Source organism: Curtobacterium sp. Csp1 (assembly GCF_013347185.1).
Window position 1 is genome coordinate 2140324 of the sequence record NZ_CP054594.1, and the last position, 20111, is coordinate 2160434.

Annotated in this window: 20 protein-coding genes; 6 read left to right on the forward strand and 14 right to left on the reverse strand. The window is 72.9% G+C overall.

Annotation, left to right across the window (positions count from 1 at the left end; genetic code table 11):
- Positions 1-109 precede the first annotated feature (109 nt).
- Positions 110-1117 carry a LacI family DNA-binding transcriptional regulator gene (locus tag HUN58_RS10235; protein WP_254631440.1) on the forward strand — a complete coding sequence of 336 codons (1008 nt, stop codon included), beginning with the start codon at positions 110-112 and terminating at the stop codon, positions 1115-1117.
- A 261-nt stretch (positions 1118-1378) separates the two neighbouring features.
- Here the strand turns inward: HUN58_RS10235 and HUN58_RS10240 are convergent, their stop codons facing one another.
- From HUN58_RS10240 to HUN58_RS10260, 5 genes are all read right to left on the reverse strand, one after another.
- On the reverse strand, positions 1379-3076 hold the full coding sequence (locus tag HUN58_RS10240) for an MDR family MFS transporter (protein ID WP_180225789.1): 1698 nt from the start codon (positions 3074-3076) through the stop codon (positions 1379-1381).
- Positions 3073-3696: a TetR/AcrR family transcriptional regulator gene (locus HUN58_RS10245; RefSeq protein WP_254631441.1), complete on the reverse strand. Its 624-nt coding sequence runs from the start codon at positions 3694-3696 to the stop codon at positions 3073-3075. The genes HUN58_RS10240 and HUN58_RS10245 overlap by 4 nt, the downstream gene beginning before the upstream one ends.
- Before the next feature lie 69 nt (positions 3697-3765).
- Positions 3766-4248, reverse strand: a complete 483-nt coding sequence (locus tag HUN58_RS10250) for a GNAT family N-acetyltransferase (protein ID WP_254631442.1) — start codon at positions 4246-4248, stop codon at positions 3766-3768.
- Between the two features lie 67 nt (positions 4249-4315).
- Entirely contained in the window at positions 4316-4996 is a 681-nt protein-coding gene (locus HUN58_RS10255; RefSeq protein WP_180225790.1) for an HAD family hydrolase, read from the reverse strand.
- 65 nt (positions 4997-5061) lie between these two features.
- On the reverse strand, positions 5062-5703 hold the full coding sequence (locus tag HUN58_RS10260) for an MBL fold metallo-hydrolase (protein ID WP_180225791.1): 642 nt from the start codon (positions 5701-5703) through the stop codon (positions 5062-5064).
- Between the two features lie 165 nt (positions 5704-5868).
- Here HUN58_RS10260 and HUN58_RS10265 point away from each other — a divergent pair, with 165 nt between their 5' ends.
- On the forward strand, positions 5869-6630 hold the full coding sequence (locus HUN58_RS10265) for a glycosyltransferase family 2 protein (RefSeq protein WP_114850728.1): 762 nt from the start codon (positions 5869-5871) through the stop codon (positions 6628-6630).
- Positions 6631-6643: 13 nt separating this feature from the next.
- Here HUN58_RS10265 and HUN58_RS10270 read toward each other — a convergent pair whose 3' ends face one another.
- The 4 genes from HUN58_RS10270 to HUN58_RS10285 are packed head-to-tail and all read right to left on the reverse strand — an operon-like array spanning position 6644 to position 11815.
- Complete coding sequence (locus HUN58_RS10270; RefSeq protein WP_180225792.1) at positions 6644-8593, reverse strand: amylo-alpha-1,6-glucosidase; 1950 nt, start codon at positions 8591-8593, stop codon at positions 6644-6646.
- Positions 8594-8595: 2 nt separating this feature from the next.
- Positions 8596-9516 carry a carbohydrate ABC transporter permease gene (locus HUN58_RS10275; protein WP_114850726.1) on the reverse strand — a complete coding sequence of 307 codons (921 nt, stop codon included), beginning with the start codon at positions 9514-9516 and terminating at the stop codon, positions 8596-8598.
- Positions 9513-10553, reverse strand: a complete 1041-nt coding sequence (locus HUN58_RS10280) for a carbohydrate ABC transporter permease (protein WP_058742075.1) — start codon at positions 10551-10553, stop codon at positions 9513-9515. Before HUN58_RS10280 ends, HUN58_RS10275 begins: the two co-directional genes overlap by 4 nt.
- Positions 10554-10558: 5 nt before the next feature.
- Positions 10559-11815, reverse strand: a complete 1257-nt coding sequence (locus tag HUN58_RS10285) for an extracellular solute-binding protein (RefSeq protein WP_144805383.1) — start codon at positions 11813-11815, stop codon at positions 10559-10561.
- A 103-nt stretch (positions 11816-11918) separates the two neighbouring features.
- Between HUN58_RS10285 and HUN58_RS10290 the strand changes: the two genes are divergently transcribed.
- The gene (locus HUN58_RS10290) at positions 11919-12905 is read left to right on the forward strand and encodes a LacI family DNA-binding transcriptional regulator (RefSeq protein WP_058742077.1); all 987 of its coding nucleotides are present in this window, start codon (positions 11919-11921) and stop codon (positions 12903-12905) included.
- A gap of 163 nt (positions 12906-13068) precedes the next feature.
- Positions 13069-13752: a hypothetical protein gene (locus HUN58_RS10295; RefSeq protein WP_208745494.1), complete on the forward strand. Its 684-nt coding sequence runs from the start codon at positions 13069-13071 to the stop codon at positions 13750-13752.
- Between the two features lie 59 nt (positions 13753-13811).
- Here the strand turns inward: HUN58_RS10295 and HUN58_RS10300 are convergent, their stop codons facing one another.
- On the reverse strand, positions 13812-14429 hold the full coding sequence (locus HUN58_RS10300; protein ID WP_152999508.1) for a helix-turn-helix domain-containing protein: 618 nt from the start codon (positions 14427-14429) through the stop codon (positions 13812-13814).
- 67 nt (positions 14430-14496) lie between these two features.
- On the opposite strand from HUN58_RS10300, the gene HUN58_RS10305 reads away from it, so the two are divergent.
- The gene (locus tag HUN58_RS10305) at positions 14497-15651 is read left to right on the forward strand and encodes an NAD(P)/FAD-dependent oxidoreductase (protein ID WP_254631443.1); all 1155 of its coding nucleotides are present in this window, start codon (positions 14497-14499) and stop codon (positions 15649-15651) included.
- Here HUN58_RS10305 and HUN58_RS10310 read toward each other — a convergent pair.
- Positions 15636-16301 carry a pentapeptide repeat-containing protein gene (locus HUN58_RS10310; RefSeq protein ID WP_180225807.1) on the reverse strand — a complete coding sequence of 222 codons (666 nt, stop codon included), beginning with the start codon at positions 16299-16301 and terminating at the stop codon, positions 15636-15638. The two genes, HUN58_RS10305 and HUN58_RS10310, sit on opposite strands and share 16 nt — an antisense overlap.
- A gap of 141 nt (positions 16302-16442) precedes the next feature.
- Between HUN58_RS10310 and HUN58_RS10315 the strand changes: the two genes are divergently transcribed.
- Entirely contained in the window at positions 16443-17285 is an 843-nt protein-coding gene (locus tag HUN58_RS10315; RefSeq protein WP_180225808.1) for a hypothetical protein, read from the forward strand.
- A gap of 7 nt (positions 17286-17292) precedes the next feature.
- Here HUN58_RS10315 and HUN58_RS10320 read toward each other — a convergent pair whose 3' ends face one another.
- From HUN58_RS10320 to HUN58_RS10330, 3 genes are read right to left on the reverse strand one after another with little or no spacing between them, the layout of a single operon-like run.
- Positions 17293-17700, reverse strand: coding sequence for a DUF6314 family protein (locus tag HUN58_RS10320; protein ID WP_114850718.1), 408 nt, complete (start codon positions 17698-17700; stop codon positions 17293-17295).
- A gap of 20 nt (positions 17701-17720) precedes the next feature.
- Positions 17721-18779 carry an NAD-dependent epimerase/dehydratase family protein gene (locus HUN58_RS10325; RefSeq protein ID WP_180225809.1) on the reverse strand — a complete coding sequence of 353 codons (1059 nt, stop codon included), beginning with the start codon at positions 18777-18779 and terminating at the stop codon, positions 17721-17723.
- Positions 18780-18795: 16 nt separating this feature from the next.
- Positions 18796-19992 (reverse strand): zinc-dependent alcohol dehydrogenase, encoded by a 1197-nt coding sequence (locus HUN58_RS10330; protein WP_174779114.1) that lies wholly within the window; start codon positions 19990-19992, stop codon positions 18796-18798.
- Positions 19993-20111 lie beyond the last annotated feature (119 nt).

Genomic DNA, 20111 nt, shown 5'->3' on the forward strand with positions numbered 1-20111 from the left:
TCCGGCACGGCGCGTCAAGCGTTTGACATGAAAACACGTCAAGCGTTTGACGTCAACTCCCCGAGCGGTTCTCGGCTTGCCGGGCCGCGTGCGTCGCTAGGCTCGACGGGTGCCATCCTCCGCCGTCCCGGCCCGCCGTGTGACCGCGGCGATGGTGGCCGAACGCGCCGGCACGAGCATCGCCACGGTGTCCCTCGTCGTGAACGGCAAGGACCGTGGCCGGGTCTCCGCCCCGATCGCCGCGCGGGTGCGCGACGCCGTGGACCAGCTCGGGTACGTGGTCGACCACGCGGCGAGCTCCCTGGCGCGGGGCACGGGCGACCTCGTGGTGCTCATCGCCCCCGACCTGTCGAACCCCTTCTTCGCCGAGGTCATCCGGGGCGTCCGGGACACCCTTGGCGACCGGTACCAGCTCGTGCTCTCCGTCACCGAGCGCGGGGCGCAGCCGGCCACGAGCGACCTCCGGCGCTTCGAGCGGCTCCGGCCCGCGGGCATCCTGGTCGATGCCCCGGCCGCCGGTGAGTCGCTCGACGCCGCCGTCCCCGTCGTGCTGCTCGACGCCCCGGACGCCCCGGCCGGCGCCGTCGCGGTCGACTACGACCTCAGTTCCGGCGTCGCGGAACTCGTCGCGCACCTGCGGGAGCGCGGGCACGAGCGGGTCGCGTACCTCGACGGCACGGCACGGGTCGCCACCTTCGGCGTCCGGCACCGTCTGTTCCAGGAGGCCTGCGAAGCCGCCGGCATCACCGTGTCCGAGCTCGGCGCCCGGGCGGACCTGACGGTGGACGCCGCCGCAGCCGCGACGGAGCACGCACTCGAGGCCTGGCACGAGGACGGCGTCACCGCGGTCGTCGCCGCCGCCGACACCCTGGCGTACGGCGTGCTTCGCGTCGCCGCCGCGACCGGGCTGCGGGTCCCGGAGGACCTCGCGGTCGCGGGCTTCGACGACCTGCCCTCGTCCTCCGTCACCGCGCCGGCCCTGACGAGCGTCGCACTGCCGGGAGCGGAACTCGGACGCGCCGCAGCCCTCCGGCTGCTCGCGGCGGTCGACGGCACGGCGGCCGAGCCGGTCGCGCTCCCGACGCGCCTGGTGCGGCGGGCGAGCACCGGCGGCTGAACGGCGCGCACCGCGCGCCCGGCAGGGCCGAGACTCGGCTCAGCGGACACGACTCGCGTCCGCGGGCGCAAGTCGCGTCCGCCAGCGCGCGTCTCGCGCCGTTCGGGTGGGGGCGCGGACGGACGGGAGGCGCGTGGCGGGCCCGCCACGCGCCTCCCGTCCGGTGGGTGCCGGCCCCGCGACCGGCGCGGGACGGCCCCGTCAGGGCGAGACGCCCCCGGAACGGCGAGACACCCCCGGGAACGGGGGCGTCTCGGTGACTCAGCGGCGTCTCGGCGACCCGGCGGCGTCCGCTCCGGCGTCGGCATCCACGTTCGACTCCACACCCGCCGCCCGGCCGGCCCGCTGGGCCCGCTCGAGCTCGTCGGCCTCGTCGCCGCCGACGGCCTCACCGCGGGCCACCATGCCGGCCGTGTCGGACAGCGTGATCTGCGGCAGGAACAGCGCGAGCAGGAACGCGATCGCGAGGAACGGCAGCAGGTACCAGAACACCGGCGCCAGGGAGTCGGCGTAGGCGTTCACGATGCCGTCCTGCACGGCCTCGGGCAGCTTCGCGACCGTGGCCGGGTCGATGCTCCCGGCCGAGGACGCCGCGTCGGTCGCCGAACCCCCGGCACCCCGGAAGACGTCGGTGAGCGACGTGGTGAGCCGGGCGGTGAACAGCGCACCGAAGACGGCCGTGCCGAGGGAGGCGCCGACCTCGCGGAAGTAGTTGTTCGTCGAGGTCGCGGTGCCGACCTGCTCGGCGGGGACGGCGTTCTGTGCGACGAGGACGACGACCTGCATGATCAGGCCGAGGCCCGCGCCGAACACGAACAGGTACGTGCAGATCAGCCAGATCGGGGTGTCCGCGGCGAGCTGCGTCATGGCGAGCATCGCGAGGGCGACGAGCACCGTGCCGGCGATCGGGAACAGCCGGTAGCGGCCGGTCTTCGTGATGAGGTTGCCGGACGCGATCGAGGTCCCGATCAGGCCGACCATCATCGGCAGCATGAGCAGGCCGGAGACCGCGGCCGAGGTGCCCGACGCCATCTGCAGGAACGTCGGGACGAAGCCGATCGCGGCGAACATGCCGATGCCGAGCACGAGACCGATGCCGGTCGCGAGCAGGAACGTGCGGTTGCGGAAGAACGACATCGGGAGCACCGGGTCCTCGACGCGCGACTCGACGAGGACGAGCAGCGCGGCCGCCACCACAAGGCCGGCGAACCAGACCCACGTCTCGAGGGCGTCCCAGCCGTGGTCCTTGCTGCCGCCGAACTCCGAGAAGAACACCAGGCAGGTCGTCGCGGCGGACATCAGCACGACGCCGAGGAGGTCGATCTTCTTCTCGGCCTTCTTGGTCGGCAGGGTCAGCGCGAACCAGGCGACGAAGAACGCGGCGATGCCGACGGGGATGTTGATGTAGAACGCCCAGTTCCACGTGAGGTGGTCGACGAAGAAGCCGCCGAGCAGCGGGCCGCCGATCGCCGAGAGCCCGAAGATCGCGCCGAGCGGCCCGAGGTACTTGCCGCGCTCCGAGGCCGGCACGATGTCGGCGATGATCGCCTGCGACAGGATCATCAGACCGCCGCCGCCCAGGCCCTGCATCGCGCGGAACACCACGAGCTGCGTGAAGTCGCCCGCGAAGGCGCACCCGGCCGACGCGATCGTGAACAGCGCGATCGCGACGAGGAACAGGTTGCGGCGGCCGAGGACGTCGCCGAACTTGCCGTAGATCGGCATCACGATGGTCGAGGCGAGCAGGTAACCCGTCGTCAGCCAGGCCTGGTGCGCGACGCCGCCGAGCTCCCCGACGATGGTCGGCATCGCCGTGGAGACGATGGTCTGGTCGAGGCTCGACAGCAGCATCCCGGCGATCAGGGCGGAGAAGATGATCCAGATGCGGCGCTGCGTCAGCAGCAGCGGCCCGTCGGATCCGGGTCGCGCACGCTTCGTGCCCTGCGCGGTCGCGCTCATGCGGTGTGGTCCTGTCCGGTGGTGGTGACGGCCGCCCTGAACTGGCGGAGGTTCTCGGTGAGCAACGCGTCGAACGTCGGGCCCGTGGACTCGTCGAACGCGTCGTCGAAGTAGGTGCCGGCGGTGACCTTGAGGAGGCCCGCGGCGGCCTCGGCGACGAGCTGGGCGCGCCGGTCGCCCGGGTCGGTCCAGCCGAACCGCTGCCGGACGGCCCGACCGACCGCGGCGAGCTGGACGTCGGCGGCGGCGAGGAACTTCGCCACCATCACCGGCTCCCGCTCGAACACGCGGCGGACCAGGGCCTCGTCGGCACGGTCGAGCCCGACGACGTGCATCTGCTCGATCGCGAGCGCGACGATCGACCCGAGCGGGCCGACCTCGGTCGGGATCAGGGACCGGGACGCGTACGCCGCGAGGAGCTCCTCCGTCGCGCCCTGCTCGATGCCGAGCACGGCGTCGTCCTTCGACGCGAAGTGGTTGAAGAACGTGCGACGGGAGACCCCGACCGTCTCGCAGAGCTGCTCGATCGTGAAGCCGTGCAGCCCGTGCTCGATGGTCGCCCGGCGTGCTTCGACGACCATGCGTCGGCGCAGCGCGCGGGTGCGTTCGGTGGTGCTCACCGAGCAAGAATTGCACTCTGATACTGAAAGTGCAACAAGTGGTCGGGGGACAGCTGGGCTACCGCCCGGTTACAGCGCCTTCGCGAAGCAGTAGGACCAGGGCATGGTGGCGGCGTAGGGCTCGTACACGTCGATCTGCTGCCAGCCGGTCTTCCGGTAGAGCGCGACGGCCTCGGGCTGCTTGTCCCCGGTCTGCAGGATGACCCGGGCGGCACCGGCCTCGCGCGCGACCTGCTCACCCTCGGACAGCAGGGCGGTCGCGGCACCCTTGCCCCGGGCGGCGGCGAGGACGATGAGGCGCTTCAGCTCGACCTCGTCACCGAGCCACCGGACCGCGATGTGCCCGAGGGGCGTGCCGTCCTCGTCGACGGCGAGGAGCGAGGTGATCACGGTGGCCGGGTCGACCGTCAGCACGCGGTCGCGCTCGGCGGTGACGGCGGGGTCCTCGTCCCGGTGCCCGGCGCCGTAGCGCTCGTGCATCTCCTCGTCCATGGTGGCGCGGAGGGCCACACCACGCGGGTCCTCCCAGGCGACGCGCTCGATCGTGATCACGATCGACCATCCTCCCACGGGCGGGACCCGCGGCGGCCCGGCGACCGCCGCACCAGCATCCGCCCGCTCAGGCCAGCGCGGCGATCGGCCCCTCGCCGTCGCGGAGCGCCCGCAGCACCGCCGCGGCGTCGTCGTACACGGCCGCCGCTCCCGCTCGCCGGAGCTCGTCGCCGCCGATGCCACCGGTCATCACCGCGACGCACGGCAGCCCGACCTTCGCCGACGCCTCGACGTCCCACATCGCGTCGCCGACCATCACGGCGTGCTCCGCGTCGACCCCGACCCTGTCGAGCGCCGCCTGCACGATGCCGGGCGCGGGCTTCGCCTCGTCGACGTCCTCCGAGCTCGTCTCGGCGGTCACCCACGCGGCCGCGTCGAGCAGCTCCCGCAGCGCGGCCAGCTCGTGCTCGGGCGCGCTCGTGGCGAGGACGACGGCGTGTCCGCGGCGGGCGACATCCTCGAGCAGCTCGCGGGCCCCCGGCAGCAGGCGGAGCTGCGGCACGTGCTCGGCGTAGTACGCGGTGTGGAACTGCTCCGCCTGGTCGCGGACGTCGTCGCCGGCCTCCGGGAGCAGCTCGTCGAGCAGCCGTCCGGAGTCCATCCCGATGGCACGGTGGATGCGCCACGCGTCCACGGACTCCCCCACGGCGCGGAACGCCCGCCACCAGGCATCGACGTGCGCGTAGTTGGAGTCGGCGAGGGTCCCGTCGATGTCGAACAGGACCGCGGTCGAGGGAGCATCAGCCATCCGTCCAGCGTGCACCCCCGACCGGGAGCGACGACTCAGCCCGACGCGACTGGGACCGGCGCGACTCAGACCGTGATGCTCTCCCCCGCGGGCAGGATCGTCACCGGGACGCTGCCGAGCGCCTCCGGCCCGAGGAACCGCGCGGTGGACTGCTGGCCGAGGTCGCTGAGCATCGTCTCGTGGATCTGCACGATCCGCGCCGGCGCGACCGTGCGGACGTAGTCGACCGCCTCGGCCATGTGCGTCCACGGCCCGCTCGTCGGCATGAGCAGGGTCGGTACCGGCACCCCGGGGACCAGGTACGCGTCGCCCGGGTGGAACACCGCGTCGTCGACCAGGTAGCCGACGTTCGGGATGACCGGCACGTCCGGGTGGATCACGGCGTGCTGCTCGCCGAAGACCCGGACCGCGAAGGGGCCGACCGTGAAGGCGTCGCCCGCGGCGACCGCTCCGACGCGTCCGTCGTGTGCGCCGAGCTGGTCGACGACGGGCTGCGGGCCGCGGACGACCAGGTCCGGGTTCGCGGCGAGTCCGGCGCGGACGGCGTCGACGTCGAGGTGGTCGAAGTGCTCGTGGGTGACGAGCACGGCCGTGGCCGAGCGGACGAGGTCCGCGGCCTCCGGCGTGAACGTGCCCGGGTCGACGACGAGGGTGACGCCGTCCCGCTCGAGGACGACCGTGGCGTGGTTGTACTTCGTCAACTGCATGCCCCCAGTCAACGCCCGTCGCGCGGACGGTCGTCCCGAGACGGGCTGAGGGCACGCTCAGTCCCGACGTGGCCGGTGGACGGACGGGAGGATCGTGGCGGCGCCGCCACGATCCTTCCGTCCGACCGCGCGTGCGTCCAGCGCGTCTCCGGCAGGATCACAGGGGTGCAGCGTGTCTCCGTCGTCGTCCCCGTGCTCGACGACGCCCTCCTGCTGCAGCGCTGCCTGCAGGCGCTCGCCGCGCAGAGCCATCCCGCCGCCGAGGTGATCGTCGTGGACAACGGCAGCCGGGACGACAGCGCCGCGGTGGCCCGTGCCGCCGGCGCCCGCGTGCTCGTCGAGCCGGTGCGTGGCATCGCCCGTGCCTCGGCACGGGGCTACGACGCGGCGACCGGCGACGTCCTCGTCCGGCTCGACGCGGACTCGGTGCCGCCGCCCCGCTGGATCGCCGAGGCGCTCCGGCTGCTCGGCCGTCCCGGCGTCGTCGCGGTCACCGGGCCCGGCCGGCCGCACGACGGCAGCGTGCTCGTCCAGCAGGTGTGGGACGTGCTCTACATGCGCCCGTACTTCGTGCTGATGTGGGCGGCGCTCGGGCGACCGCCGCTGTTCGGCTCCGCGACCGCGATGCACCGCGCGACGTGGACCGCCGCGCGCTCCCGCGTGCACCGCGACGACCCCGAGGTGCACGACGACGTCGACCTGTCGATGGCGATCGACCCGGCGCTCCGGGTGGTCGCGTCGCGGCGGCTGCTCGTGCAGGTGTCCTCGCGACCGTTCTCGGGCTTCGGGTCGGTGGTCCGCCGGACCCGCCGCGCGTTCCACACCTTCCGGGTCAACGGCCGCCGGGCGAACCCGCCCCGGCGCTGGGCCCGTCGCTTCCGGGTCGCACTGCGGGCGCGGCTGCGGAGCGCGTGGGCGCAGCGCTGAGCGCCCGACGCCCTCACCGCAGCGCGACCCACACCGGGAACACCGCCGCCGCACTCCACGCCTGAGGTCGGCACGCCGCCGGGTAGGGCGCCGGTCGGGACACCTCGGCGGCGGCGTCTCCCGCGTGCAGCTCGGGCATCCGGAAGTCGAAGGCGACCGCCGCCGCGAGCAGCTGCTCGGCGAGCGCCCGCGCCTCGTCCCGGAAGCCCGAACGGGTGAGCCCGGCGACGACCACCGCGGTGTCGTGCGCCCACACCGAGCCGCCGTGGTAGCTCAGCGGCCAGTAGCCCGAGGCCGTCGTGGACAGGGTCCGCAGACCGAAGCCGCTCGCCATGTCCGGTGCGACGACCCGGGCGGCCACGACGGCCTCCTCGCGCTCGTCCAGGAGTCCCGTGCCGAGCAGGTGGCCGATGTTGCTCGTCGCCGAGTCGACGGCGTGCTTCCGGGCGTCGAGGGCGATCGCCGGGTGCGGCCCGACCGCGTCCGTCACCCAGAACGTCGCACGGAAGCGGTCGGCCAGGCGCGCCGCCCACGCCCGCCACTCCGGTCCCCCCGGCAGCCCGAACGCGTCGAGCAGGTCGGCGCCGTGCACGGCCGCCTCGTGCGCGTACCCCTGCACCTCGCAGAGCGCGATCGGGCCGTCGGCGAGCCGTCCGTCGCGCCACTGCACACTGTCGCCGGAGTCCTTCCACCCCTGGTTGGCCAGCCCGCGGCCGGACTCGTCGACGTACTCGAGCAAGCCGTCCCCGTCGGCGTCGCCGGAGTCCCGCATCCACGCCAGGGCGCGCCCGAGGGCGGGCAGGAGCGCCCGGACCTGGTCCTCCGGCAGGCCGGCCCGCCAGGCGTCGTGCAGGGTGCAGATCCACAGCGGGGTCGCGTCGACGGTGCCGTAGTACAGCGGCGGCAGCGAGATCTCGTCGTTGTCGACCGGCAGCGATGCCTGCCGGAGCTCGTGCGGGATCTTCCCGGGCTGCTCGGCGGTGGCGGGGTCGTCGCGCGTGCCCTGCAGCGCGGCGAGCACCCGGAGCGTGCTGCCGGCCACCGTGATGTCGACCGGCAGCAGGAACCGGGCGGCCCAGAGCGAGTCGCGCCCGAAGAGCGTGAAGAACCACGGTGCCCCGGCGGCGAGGAACTCCCCCTCCGGCCGGCGCAGCCGCAGCGCGTCGAGGTCCTCGACGGCGCGGTCGAGCCATCGGCGGAGCCGGTCGTCCTGAACGCCCTGCGGCGCGTGGAACGTCCGCGGCGTGGTGGCGCCGACGGCCACGGCGTCCGGGGCCGTGACGCGGCAGTCCCACGCGACCTCGACGGTCCGCGCGTGCGGCAGGCTCCAGGTCAGGACGACGGCGTCGCCGTCGGTGGTGACCGTGGCGCCGTCGGCACGCAGGGTCACGGACACCGATCCCGCCGTCCAGGAGGCACGGCCCGCGTCCGTCCCGCCGCCGTCGGCCGCGAGCACGGCCGGGACCGGCACCGGCGGTGCGCCGGCCTTGACGGCGTCCATCCCGCTCGCGTCCGGCACGATCCGGACCGTCACGGTCCGTCCGGTGTGTCCGGAGTGCTCGGCCGCGGGCTGCCCGGGGGCGAGCCGGTCCGTGATGCGCAGGCGTTCGTGGACGCCGTCGACGCGGACCGTCCGGATCCGGTCGAGCCGCACGTCCGGGTCCGCTCCGGGGCCGTCGAGCCCACGCAGGAGTCCGGTGAACACGACCTCGCGGGCGCCGGCCGGCACCGTCGCCACGGGCTCCACCGACGACCCGGCGACGGTCAGCGTCACCGCCGAGACGACGCGCTGGTCGCCCGTCCAGTAACCGTGCACGGGGTTCGTGCCGACGTCGCCGTGCCGGTCGGACCACGCCTGGGTCGGCGCGGCGAGCACGACGACCTCGTCGTGGAGCAGGGGTTGCCGCGGCACCGCGTGGGCGGCCTGCTCGGCGGCGTCGGGCGGCGTGGTGGTCGTCGTCATGGTCACTCCTTGACCGCCCCGTCGCTGGTGTTCATGATGCGCCGCTGGAACACGAAGAACGCGACGGCGACGGGGATCGTCATCACGAAGGCGGCGGCGAGCTTGATCGGGAACTGGTTCCCGGCGCTCAGGGCGCCGGAGGCCAGCGAGGCGACGCCCTTGGTCAGGGTCGTCAGTCCGGGCGAGGACGCCGACACGATGAAGTGCGGGAGCTCGTTCCACGACCCCTGGAACGACAGGATCGTGATCGTCACGACGGCCGGGCGGGCCATCGGCAGCACGATCGACCAGAAGGTGCGGAACACCCCGGCGCCGTCGATCTTCGCCTGCTCCTCGACGCTGACCGGGATCGACTCGAAGAAGTTCTTCATGATGAACACCCCGGCGGCGTCGACGAGCAGCGGGATGATCATGCCCGAGTACGAGTCGTACATGCCGAGCTGGTTGATCACGAGGAACTTCGGGATGAGCAGCACCACGGCGGGCACGGCCATCACCGCGACGATGAGCGCGAAGACGGTCTGGCGTCCGGGGAACCGGATGCGCGCGAGCGCGTAGCCGGCGAGCGAGTCGAAGAAGATCCGACCGAGCGTGACGACCACGGCGACGATCACCGAGTTCATCGTCCAGACGCCGAAGTCGGAGTTCTCGAAGAGCGTCCGGAACGCGGCGCCCGTCCAGGTGGTGGGGAGGGCGAGCGGGTGGAGCGAGGCGTCCTCGTCCGTCTTGAAGGAGTTGACGATCGCCACGTAGAACGGCAGCAGGTAGACGACCGCGATGACCACGCCGACGACCAGCAGGACGATCCCGCGACCGGTGAGGCGGCGGGGCCCCCGGCCCGGGCCGGGCGCCTGTGCGACGGTGGCGGCGCGGAGGTCCGGCACCGTGCCTCCCGTCCGTGCCGAGGTGGGTGCGGCGGTCATCGTGACCCTCCCTGTTCGATCCAGCGCATCCGCCGTCGTGAGACGGGGCGGTCCCGCAGTGCCCAGCGCTGCAGCAGCGTGAAGACGACGATGATCCCGAACAGGATGAAGGCGATCGCCGCACCGACACCCCACTGCTGGCTCTGGAACGCGGACGTGTACGACAGGTACGCCGGGGTGAGCGTGGTGTTCGCCGGGGCGCCCTTCGTGCCGGTGTAGATCTGGTCGAAGACCTGCCACGTCCCGATCAGCCCGAGGGTGAGCACCGTGAAGAGCGTCGGGCGCAGCTGCGGGAGCGTCACGCGCCAGAAGCGCGTCCAGGCGCCCGCGCCGTCGATCATCGCGGCCTCGTCGACGTCGGCGGACAGGTTCTGCAGCGCCGCGATGAAGAGCAGCATGAACGTGCCGCTCGTGGTGAACACGGCGAGCAGGATGAACGCGCTCATCGCGACCGACGGCCCCGCGGTCCACTCCCACCACGAGATGCCGAGCATCGTGTGGTCGGCGAGGAAGGCCGGAGGCTGCCCCGCCCCGAGGTGGAAGATGCCGGTCGGCTCGTTGAACCAGTTCGGTCCGCGCACCCCGATCCACCCGATGATCGTGTTCACCGCACCGGAAGACGAGAACAGGAACAGCCAGAGCACGGTGATCGCGACCGAGCTCGTGACGGACGGGAAGTAGAACGCGGTCCGGAAGAACCCCCGCCCCTTGAGCGCCCGTCCGTTCACGAGGACGGCCAGGCCGAGGGCGACGGCGGTCTGCAGCGGCACGACGAACACGACGTACCAGAGGTTGTTCCGCAGGGCCGTGCCGAAGTTCTGCTCGTCGAGCCCGCCCCCGCCGAGGATCTTCGCGTAGTTCTCGCCGCCGACGAAGGACACGTCGGACGAGAACGGACTGCCGACCCCGCGCCAGTTCGACACGCTCACCCATGCGGCCATGAGGACGGGCACGAGCAGGAACAGGCCGAGGACGATCACCGTCGGGGCGGTGAACAACCAGCCCGAGACGGCTTCGCGGCGGTTCTTCCGGGACATCGCGGTCAGCCCTTCAGCGCAGCGGCCATGTTCTTCTGGACGCCCTCGAGCAGGGTCTGCACGTCGGTCTTCTGCAGAGAGCCGAGCTTCGAGTCGAAGTCGGCGACCACGTCCGACGTGCCGGCCTTGTTCGGCAGCCCCTGGGCGACGTCGGCCTGGTCGAGGAACGCCGCGTACTGCGGGTAGTCGCGCTTCCAGGTGCTCGCAGCGGACTCGACACTCGGCATCACGCCGAAGTCCTTCGCGAAGGTGAGCTGCTGGTCGGTGCTCGTCATCTTCTCGACGAACGACAGCGCCGCCTTCTGGTTCGGGGAGTCCTTCGCGATGCCCCAGCAGTTCGTGAACTGCAGGGTGCCGGCGCCCTTCGGACCCTTCGGCAGTGCGACGACCTGGTAGTCGACGCTCGGGTAGCTCGAGGACATCGCGCCGGTGAGCCAGTTGCCCTCGATGGTCATCGCGGCCTTGTTCTTCCCGAACGCGTCGCCGCCCCAGCTCTCGCCGAGGTCGCTCGAGAACTTCATCGAGCCGTCGTCGAGCAGGCCCTTCACGTAGTCGAGCGCCTGGACGTTGGCGGCGGAGTCGACGGTCGCCTTCGTCTGGTCGGCGTTCGTCAGGGCGCCGCCGGCCTGGGCCATGAACGCCCCGAGGCGCTCGACCTGCGGGCTGGTCGAGAGTCCGACGCGACCGTCCCGGGTGAGCTTCTCGGACACCGTCTTCAGCTGGTCCCACGTCGTCGGGACGTCGGCGTCGGTCAGTCCGGCCGCCTTCCAGTCCGCCTTGTTGATGAACAGCCCCAGGGTCGAGAAGTCCTTCGGCGCGCAGTACAGCTTCCCGTCCACGGTGAACGACTTCGTCAGGGTCGGGTAGAAGTCGCCCTGGTCCTGCAGCTGGTCGCCGTAGGCCAGGAGCGAGCCGTTCGCCGCGTACCCGGCGAGCGACGACGTGCTGACGTAGAACACGTCGGCGGGCTTGCCGGAGGCGAACCCCTGCGCGAGCTGCTGGTCGAGGTTGTTGGCGGCCTGGACGCTCACGCCGGTCCCGGAGGACTTCGACCAGGCGGCGGCCGCGCTCTTGACCGCGGCGGTCTCGGCGTCACCGGAGGAGCCGATGAGCACGGAGAGGGACTTGTCGCTCGAGGTGAGCCCCCCGGACCCCGAGTCCGAACCGGAGCCGCTGAAGCCGGAGCCGCAGGCGGAGAGGGACAGCGCTGCGGTCAGGGCGATCGCCCCTGCGGTCAGCGCGCGAGCTGTGCGTCGTGACATGGGTCGTTGCATCGGGTACTCCTCGTCGAGTAATCGTTGGATCGTTCAATTTGATCGATCAAACGCCATCACGATACACCGACGAGGCGCTACGGTGAAGCCCATGTCGCAGCCCGCCACCGTCGCCGACGTCGCCGCGGTCGCCGGTGTCTCCCGGCAGACCGTGTCGAACGCGCTGAACCGGCCGGAGGTCGTCCGTCCGGACACCCTGGACCGGGTGCGCTCGGCGATCGAGACCCTCGGCTACCGCCCGCACGCCTCGGCACGGCGGCTGCGGACCCGGCAGAGCTCGACCCTGGGCGTCCGCCTCGAACCCGTGCACGGCATCTCCGGCGCGGTGCTCGACCGCTTCCTGCACGCCCTGGTCGAGCACGCGGACGCGAGGGGCATGCGGATCCTGCTCTTCACCGCGCGGGACGTCGACGACGAGCTGACGCACATCGAGCGGCTCGTCGAGGGGTCCGACGTCGACGGCTTCGTGCTCACCTCGACGTTCCACGGCGACCCTCGGCCCGGGTGGCTCGCCGACCGGGACGTCCCGTTCGTGCTGTTCGGACGCCCGTGGGGGCAGTCGGCCGAGCGCGCCGACGTGCTGCCGTGGGTGGACGTCGACGGGCGGGCCGGGCTCCGGGCGGCGACCGCGCACCTGCTCGGGGCGGGGCACCGACGCATCGGGTTCCTCGGGTGGCCGAGTCCCTCGGGGCAGGGCGACGAGCGGCGCCACGGCTGGCAGGACGCCCTCGCCGCGGCGGGTCTGCCCGACCAGGTGCAGCTCGTCTGTGAGGACGACGTGTCCGCGGCGACCGAGGTCGTCACCCGGGCGATCGCGGACGGGGCCGCCGTCGACGCGGTCGTCTGCGCATCGGACACGCTGGCGCTCGGGGCACGGTTCGCCCTCGGCCCGGACGTCCCGGTGGTCGGGTACGACGACACCCCGGTGGCCGAGGCCCTGGGGATCTCGAGCGTCGAGCAGCCCCTCGGTGACGCGGCCGCGGCGGCGCTGGACCTGCTGATGGGCACCGGCAGGTCGGTCCTGCCCGCACCGACCGGGCACCGCCTGCTCGAACCGACGGTCGTCTGGCGCCCCTGACCCGGACCCCGCGCCGTCCGACGGACGACGGACGACCACGGTCACGATCCCGTCTCGGACCGGCAACGGTTCGGTACCGGCGACTCCAGCGGCTCAGCACCGTCGGTAGCGTCGGCAGCACCGCGGCACGAGAACGTCCGAGCCGCCGAGACCGGGGGACCTCATGCGCACCGCACGCACCACGACACTGCTCGCGACGATCGGGATCGGCGCCGCGCTCGTCCTGAGCGCCTGCACCGAGGGACCGGACGTCGTGAACACGCCGACGGCCTCGTCCACGCCGACGACGTCGACCACGCCGTCGGCGACGAGCACCCCGAGCGCCACGGCTTCGCAGACTCCGTCGAGCACCCCGCGGCCGACGTCCACCATCACCCCGGTCCCCGGCGTCGACCACGACGGCGGCACGGTGCCGTCCGAGTGCTCCGACCTGATCACGGCCGGCAAGTGGAAGTTCGCCGAGGCTCCGCTGAACGACCCGAAGGTCGTCGGCGACTCGTGGTCCCGCCCGAAGGACGCCTTCACGCCGGTCCTGCAGGCCGACGGCAAGCACCTGTCGTGCGTCTGGCGGGATCCACGGGCGGACATCACGAACCTGGTGATCGACGTGGTGGTGGTCGACTCGTCCCGCGCGTTCGGTGCACTGCAGGCGCTGCCCGCGAAGGGCTACGACTGCGCACACGTCGCCGAGGGATACCGCTGCCAGAAGGTCTCGCAGAACTCGCAGTACCCGGTCATCGACGGCGACACGTACTTCACCCGCGGCGACATCGGCATCCGCATCAGCCAGTCGAACACCCCGACGGACGGCCTGCTCGACGACGTGACGGCACACGTCTTCGGCTGACCCCACCGACCGGCTGCCCCGCCGGCCGGCTGATCCGCCCGGCGAGCGAAGCGCCCGGCTCAGTCCGCCCGGGCCGCCGGTCGCGACCGCACGTGCGCCCGCTCGCCCTGGGGCCCGTACAGGCAGAGCACCTCGGTGACCTCGTCCGTGGTGTTGCCGACCCAGTGCGGCGTGTGCGTGTCGAACTCGACGACCTCGCCGGGCCCCAGGTCGAACTCCCGGTCGCCGAGCAGCAGCCGCAGCCGCCCGGACAGGACGTAGAGCCACTCGTAGCCCTCGTGGGTCTTCAGTGTCCGATCGCTGTTCGCGGGTTCCGGCGGGATGAGCTGCTTGAACGAGCGCACGCCCCCGGTCCGCTTCGTGAGCGGGATCACCACCCGCCCGCCGTGCCGCTCGGGGCGCAGGTGGACGCGCGGGTCGCCCGTCTGCGGTGCCCCGACGAGGTCGTCGAGCGGCACCTGGTACGCCCGGGCAAGCGGCAGCAGCAGTTCGAGGGTCGGTCGCCGCTGACCGGACTCCAGCCGCGAGAGCGTCGACACCGAGATGCCGGTCTCCGCGGCGAGCGCCGCGAGCGTGACGTCACGCCGTTCGCGGAGCGCGCGCAGGCGCGGACCCACCGCGTCGACGACCTGGGCCGTCGTGCGTGGGGTGATCCGATCCTCCCGGCCGTGTGCCATGCCGGCCATGTTGCCAGACCGGCAAGATTCGTTGCTGATCTGGTCGAGCGCGCCGCACGCTGTGGTCATGTCCGATCACTTCGACGTCATCGTCATCGGCGGCTCGGCCGCCGGCCTGTCCGCCGCCCTGATCCTGGGGCGGTCCCGCCGCTCCGTCCTCGTCGTCGACGCGGGCGAGCCCCGCAACGCACCGGCGGCCGGTGCGCACAACTACCTCGGCCGCGAGGGCGTCGCCCCCGCCGAGTTGACCCGCATCGGACGGGACGAGGTCACCGCCTACGGTGTGCAGGTCACGGCCGGGAGGATCGTGGCCACGTCCGCCACGGATGGTGACGGGACCGACCCGGTCGGTTTCTCGGTCACGCTCGACTCCGGCGCGATCGTCACCGCGCGGCGGCTCGTCGTCGCCTCCGGCGCCGTCGACGTGCTGCCGGAGGTCCCGGGGCTCGCCGAGCAGTGGGGGCGCGGGGTCGTGCACTGCCCGTTCTGCCACGGGTGGGAGATCCGCGACCAGCGCATCGGGATCCTGGTGACGACTCCGAACGGGGTGCACCACGCGCTGATGTTCCGGGCGCTGAGCGACCGGGTGACGGCGTTCGTGACCGACCCGGCGCTCGTCGACGACACCGCCGTTGCTGGTCTCACGGCCCGTGGCATCGGGATCGTCTCGGGGTCGGTAGCCCGCGTGGTCTCCTCGGGCGACGTGCTGACCGGGGTGGAGACGGGCTCGGGCGAGGTCGTCCCGCTCGACGCCCTCGCCGCCGCCAGCACCGCCGAGGCCCGCGTCGACTTCCTGGCCGGGCTGGGCCTGGTGGCGGAGGACGTCGTCGTGGACGGCTCCCGGTTCGGGAGCGCGCTCGTGGTCGACGCCGCGGGGCAGACGGGCGTGCGCGGGGTGTACGCGGCGGGGAACGTGACGGCGCCGATGGCGACCGTGATCGCGTCGGCCGCGGCGGGGACGCAGGCGGGGGCGGCGGTGCACGGCGACCTGGTGCAGGCGGACCTGGCAGCGGCGATGGCGGGGGTGGCGGCGAGGGCGGGGGTGCGGCCGCTGCGGCCGCTGGCTGAGCGCGGAGGTTTCGGGCTGAGCGACAGTTCACGCCGTCCGCGGCCCGTGAGTTGTCGCCCGGCGCATGAACTCCCCGCCCGCCAGCGGACCGGGCGAGCCGGCGGCGGCCGACTGGCGGGGGTGGCCGGCGGCGCGCGTCAGTCCACGCGGTAACCAGCCTGCGCGGCCAGGAGCGGCGCGAGGGCGAACAGCTGGTCGGCACCGATCGTCGCCCCGCGGAACCCCTCGAGCCGCTCCACCCGGTCCAGGTCGGCGGCCCGCAGGTCGACGTGGTCGATGCGGGTGTTCGAACCCTCGGCGGAGCGGATGCGTGTGCCCTCGAAGGACACGCGGAGCAGTCGGGCGTCGGCGATGTCGAGTTCGTCGAGCACGCAATCGCGGAACACCACGTCGGTGAGCGTCGACCCGCGGAGGTTCACGAACCCGAGCTTCATGCCGACGAACTCGACCCCGTTCAGCGTCGCGTCGTACAGCTCGGCCGACCCGACCCGGCCGCCGGCGACCCGGACCTCGCGCCAGGCGCTGCTCGAGGCGCGGAACACCGGGGCGTCGAGCGTCTCGACGACCGAGTCGCGGACGCGCAGGCCGCGCAGATCGGTGCCGTCGGCGCGGAGGGTCCCGACGACACACTCCTCGAGCTCGAGGTCGGGCAGCCGCTCCCCGGCGACGTCGAGCATCGCGATGCGCTTCGCCTCGATCCGGTCGCCGGTGACCAGGTCGCCGGGTGCCGGCGACCAGTCCTGCAGGTCGGTCGGCTCGGTCAGGGTGATCCGCGGGGCGTCGGTGCCGGTCGATCGTGCCATGCGCTCAGTCTGCCGGTCCGGTCCGCCGCTGCGTCAGGCCGGATCGACGCTGTGCCGGTCCGGTGCGACGCTCGAGCACGCGGCCCCGCGGGGTACACGGGACTCCGGTCCGGCGAGCACGTCGGGCAGTAGCTTCGGCAGATGACAACTGGAGAGCAGGCCATCAGCCGTCGGTCAGCGCCACGCATCGCCGTGTTCGTCGTCCTCGCAGGACTCGTCGGCGGAGTGGTGACCGGGACCCCGGCGTGGGCTGCCGACGACCCTGCCGGACTGCAGGTGGACACGGCGACCTCGACGGAGGTCGCGTACGGCAACACCGCCACGTGGTCGTTCACGGTGACGAACACCGGGACCCGTGCCACCGCCGGACCGGTCACGATGGCGTTCCAGTACAACCAGGGGTCGAACCCGCCGGACGCGGCGATCCTGTCGGCGTGGGACCAGGCGAAGGTGACGTCGACGAGCGGCACCTGCTCGTTGTCCACCCAGAAGCGGACCGGCACCTGCGTGACCGGCGCGCTGCGTCCCGGCCAGAGCGTCACCATGACGACGACCGCCCGCCAGCACTTCGCCTCGTCCGGGTTCACGGGTTGGGGGTTCACCGTCGTGCGCGGGAAGTCCGATCCCGACGCGCCATGGAACGCGCGGTACAGCGGCACGACGCTGGTCCCCGTGCGCGGCAACCTCGACCGGGTGCTGCCGGTGTCCGGTGGGGTCCAGGTCGCGGGCTGGGTCGTGGAACTCGAGCGGCTGGCCGACCCGATGACCGTGACGGCCCAGGTCGACGGCGTCTACACGGACCGCTTCACGACCACCGTTCGACGCGCGGACGTGAACCGTGCCCTGCACGTCAGCGGGAACCGCGGCTTCGCCGGGACGGTCGCGATGAGCGCCGGGACGCACCGCCTGTGTCTGACAGCGAGTGATCCGTACTGGGGGTCGAGCACCATCGACTTCGGCTGCCGGAACGTCCAGGTCCGGTGAGCCCGGGTCACGCCGCCGGGGTCAGCACGCTGTCGAGCCGGTAGTCCTTCGCGGGACCCCGGGCCTGCCAGCGCACCGTCCACCGTCGGGCGTCGCCCGTGAGCACGCCGGTGTAGTCGTCCGGCGCGCAGGCGTGCTCGACCGCCGCGCCCCACACCCAGTCGTGGAAGACCCGGCCGTCGATGAAGTGCACGCTCCAGTGCGCGTCGGCGCCGCGGCGGACGAGCAGCGTCCGGGACACCGGGGTCTCCCGACCGCCGAACCGCATCACGCCGGACTCGTCCCAGCGCACCTCGTCCGGACCGGTGAGCGAGAGCGTGGTGCGGCCGGTGACGATGCCGCGGACACCGGCGGCGCGGTCGTCCACGGTCCGTGCGAGGTCCCAGTCCCCGAGCAAGTCCGTCGGCAGCAGCACCCCCTCAGGCTACGCGGCGCTCACCCGCGCAGGGGTCCGGACGCGGGCACACGGGCGCCGTCGGCGAAGCCGCCGACGAGTTCCCGCAGGGCGTCCTCCGCCGTGTGCTGCGGCGCCCACCCGAGCTCGTTCCGGGCGCGGTCGGTCTGCATGACCGGCACGCCGGCTGCGATGTCGAGCCACCCGGCGTCCGTCGGCTGGAGCCGGAGCCGCCAGGTCAGCGTGACGACCCCGCGCAGCAGGCGGAGCGGGATCCGCACCGCGCCGAGCATCCCGGCGGCCCGGGCCATCCGCGGCGGGGTGAGCACCGGCGACGCCGCGATGTTGAACGCGCCGGCGGTCCGCCGGTCGATCGCCCGCCAGAACGCGTCGGCGAGGTCGTCGGCGTGCACGGCCTGGAACACGAACGACAGCGGCAACGGCAGGACCGCGAACCGGGCCGCACGCACGACCGACATCGGGACGAGGTGCCCGAGGAACAGGCCCCGGAGCTCCGCGGCCACCGACCGCTGGAACACCAGCCCGGGCCGGAGCCGGGTGACGACCACGTCCGGGTGCTCGCGCTCGAACGTGTCCAGTGCCCGTTCGTTCTCGGCCTTGTGCACCGAGTACGTCGCCGTCGGGATGCCGGTCGTGGGGAAGGACTCGTCCACCGGCGTCCGCTTGCCGTCCACGTCGACCCCGCGGTACGCCCCGACCGAGGAGACCACGACGACCTGCTGGACCCCGGCCCGGGCCACGGCGGCGAGCACGTTCGCCGTGCCCCGCACCTTGGTCCGGTGCTGCGTGGGGATGTCGTGCGTCGGCTGGAGCGCCCACGCCAGGTGCACGACGGCGTCGGCACCGCGGAACACGGCGGCGAGCTCCTCGACGGCACCGTCGCCGCCGACGTCGACGGTGTGCCAGACCGCGACGTCGTACGGTGCGACCCGGGCGTCGGGCAGACGCCGGGCGACCCCGACGACCTGCAGGCCCTCGTCGGAGCCGGCCCGACCGTCACCGGCGAGCCGGGCCGCCGCGAGCCGCCGCAGCACGGCGGTCCCGACGTTCCCGGTCGCCCCGACCACGACGACGCGCATCAGCGGTGCCCGACCCTCACGCCGCCGCGGGTGCGAGCGACGGGTCGAGGACGACCTTGATGCAGCCGTCCTCCTTCTTCTGGAAGACCGAGTACATGTGCGGGGCGTCCTCGAGCGACACCCGGTGCGTGGTCAGGTCGAGCGTGCCGAGCGGGTCCGAGGGGTCGGACACGAGCGGCATCAGGTCGTCGACCCAGCGGCGGACGTTGCACTGTCCCTCGCGGATCGTGATCTGCTTGTCGAAGAGGGTCATCATCGGCATCGGGTCGGCCATCCCGCCGTACACGCCGGACAGCGACACCGTGCCACCGCGTCGGACGAGGTCGATCGCCGCGTGCACCGCCGCGAGCCGGTCGACGCCAGCGGTCTCGATCGCCTTCTGCGCGAGCTTGTCCGGCAGCAGGCCGGCCGCGCGCTGGGCGAACCCGGCGACGGGGTTGCCGTGCGCCTCCATGCCGACCGCGTCGACCACGCCGTCCGGCCCGCGGCCGTCGGTGAGGTCGACGAGCTGCGGCACGACGTCGTCGGACAGGTCGAACACCTCGATGCCGTGCTTCGCCCCGAGGTCGCGGCGGACCTGCTCGGGATCGACGGCGAGCACCCGGTAGCCGAGGTGCTTGCCGATCCGCGCGGCGAACTGCCCCACGGGGCCGAGGCCGAGCACCGCGAGCGTCCCGCCCTCGGGCACGTCCGCGTACTGCACGGCCTGCCAGGCGGTCGGGATGATGTCGCTCATGAACAGCCACTGGTCGTCCGCGCCGGTGTCCGGCACCTTGATCGGGCCGTAGTCGGCGTGCGGCACGCGCAGGTACTCGGCCTGCCCGCCGGGGACCTGGCCGTACATCTTCGTGTAGCCGAAGAGCGAGGCGCCGGTGCCGTACTCCTTCACCTGCGTCGTCTCGCACTGCGACTGGAAGCCGTGGCGGCACATCCAGCAGTGGCCGCACGAGATGTTGAACGGGACGACGACCCGGTCGCCGACCTTCAGGTTCGTGACGGCGGAGCCGACCTCCTCGACGATGCCCATGGGCTCGTGCCCGAGGACGTCGCCCTTGTCGATGTACGGGCCGAGCACGCGGTACAGGTGCAGGTCGGAGCCGCAGATGGCGGTCGACGTGATCCGCACGATCGCGTCGGTCGGCTCCTGGATGGTCGGGTCGGGGACGGTCTCGACGGACACCTTCTCGGTGCCCTGCCAGGTCAGTGCGCGCACGTCGCGTTCCTCTCGTGGTCGCGTCGGGCCGGCCGGGAGGCACGGCTCGTCTCCCCCTCGTCGGTACCCGCCCGCCCCGTGGCGCGTTCCCAGCCCCGCCCGCGCGCCCTGCCCGATCC

Coding starts and splice junctions, on each gene's coding strand:
- HUN58_RS10260 (WP_180225791.1), bottom strand. CDS start 5,703: ATGCAGTTGACGAAGTACAACCACGCCACGGTCGTCCTCGAGCGGGAC.
- HUN58_RS10240 (WP_180225789.1), bottom strand. CDS start 3,076: ATGAGCGCGACCGCGCAGGGCACGAAGCGTGCGCGACCCGGATCCGAC.
- HUN58_RS10275 (WP_114850726.1), bottom strand. CDS start 9,516: ATGACCGCCGCACCCACCTCGGCACGGACGGGAGGCACGGTGCCGGAC.
- HUN58_RS10300 (WP_152999508.1), bottom strand. CDS start 14,429: ATGGCACACGGCCGGGAGGATCGGATCACCCCACGCACGACGGCCCAG.
- HUN58_RS10280 (WP_058742075.1), bottom strand. CDS start 10,553: ATGTCCCGGAAGAACCGCCGCGAAGCCGTCTCGGGCTGGTTGTTCACC.
- HUN58_RS10285 (WP_144805383.1), bottom strand. CDS start 11,815: ATGTCACGACGCACAGCTCGCGCGCTGACCGCAGGGGCGATCGCCCTG.
- HUN58_RS10290 (WP_058742077.1), top strand. CDS start 11,919: ATGTCGCAGCCCGCCACCGTCGCCGACGTCGCCGCGGTCGCCGGTGTC.
- HUN58_RS10305 (WP_254631443.1), top strand. CDS start 14,497: ATGTCCGATCACTTCGACGTCATCGTCATCGGCGGCTCGGCCGCCGGC.
- HUN58_RS10295 (WP_208745494.1), top strand. CDS start 13,069: ATGCGCACCGCACGCACCACGACACTGCTCGCGACGATCGGGATCGGC.
- HUN58_RS10255 (WP_180225790.1), bottom strand. CDS start 4,996: ATGGCTGATGCTCCCTCGACCGCGGTCCTGTTCGACATCGACGGGACC.
- HUN58_RS10325 (WP_180225809.1), bottom strand. CDS start 18,779: ATGCGCGTCGTCGTGGTCGGGGCGACCGGGAACGTCGGGACCGCCGTG.
- HUN58_RS10270 (WP_180225792.1), bottom strand. CDS start 8,593: ATGACGACGACCACCACGCCGCCCGACGCCGCCGAGCAGGCCGCCCAC.
- HUN58_RS10310 (WP_180225807.1), bottom strand. CDS start 16,301: ATGGCACGATCGACCGGCACCGACGCCCCGCGGATCACCCTGACCGAG.
- HUN58_RS10315 (WP_180225808.1), top strand. CDS start 16,443: ATGACAACTGGAGAGCAGGCCATCAGCCGTCGGTCAGCGCCACGCATC.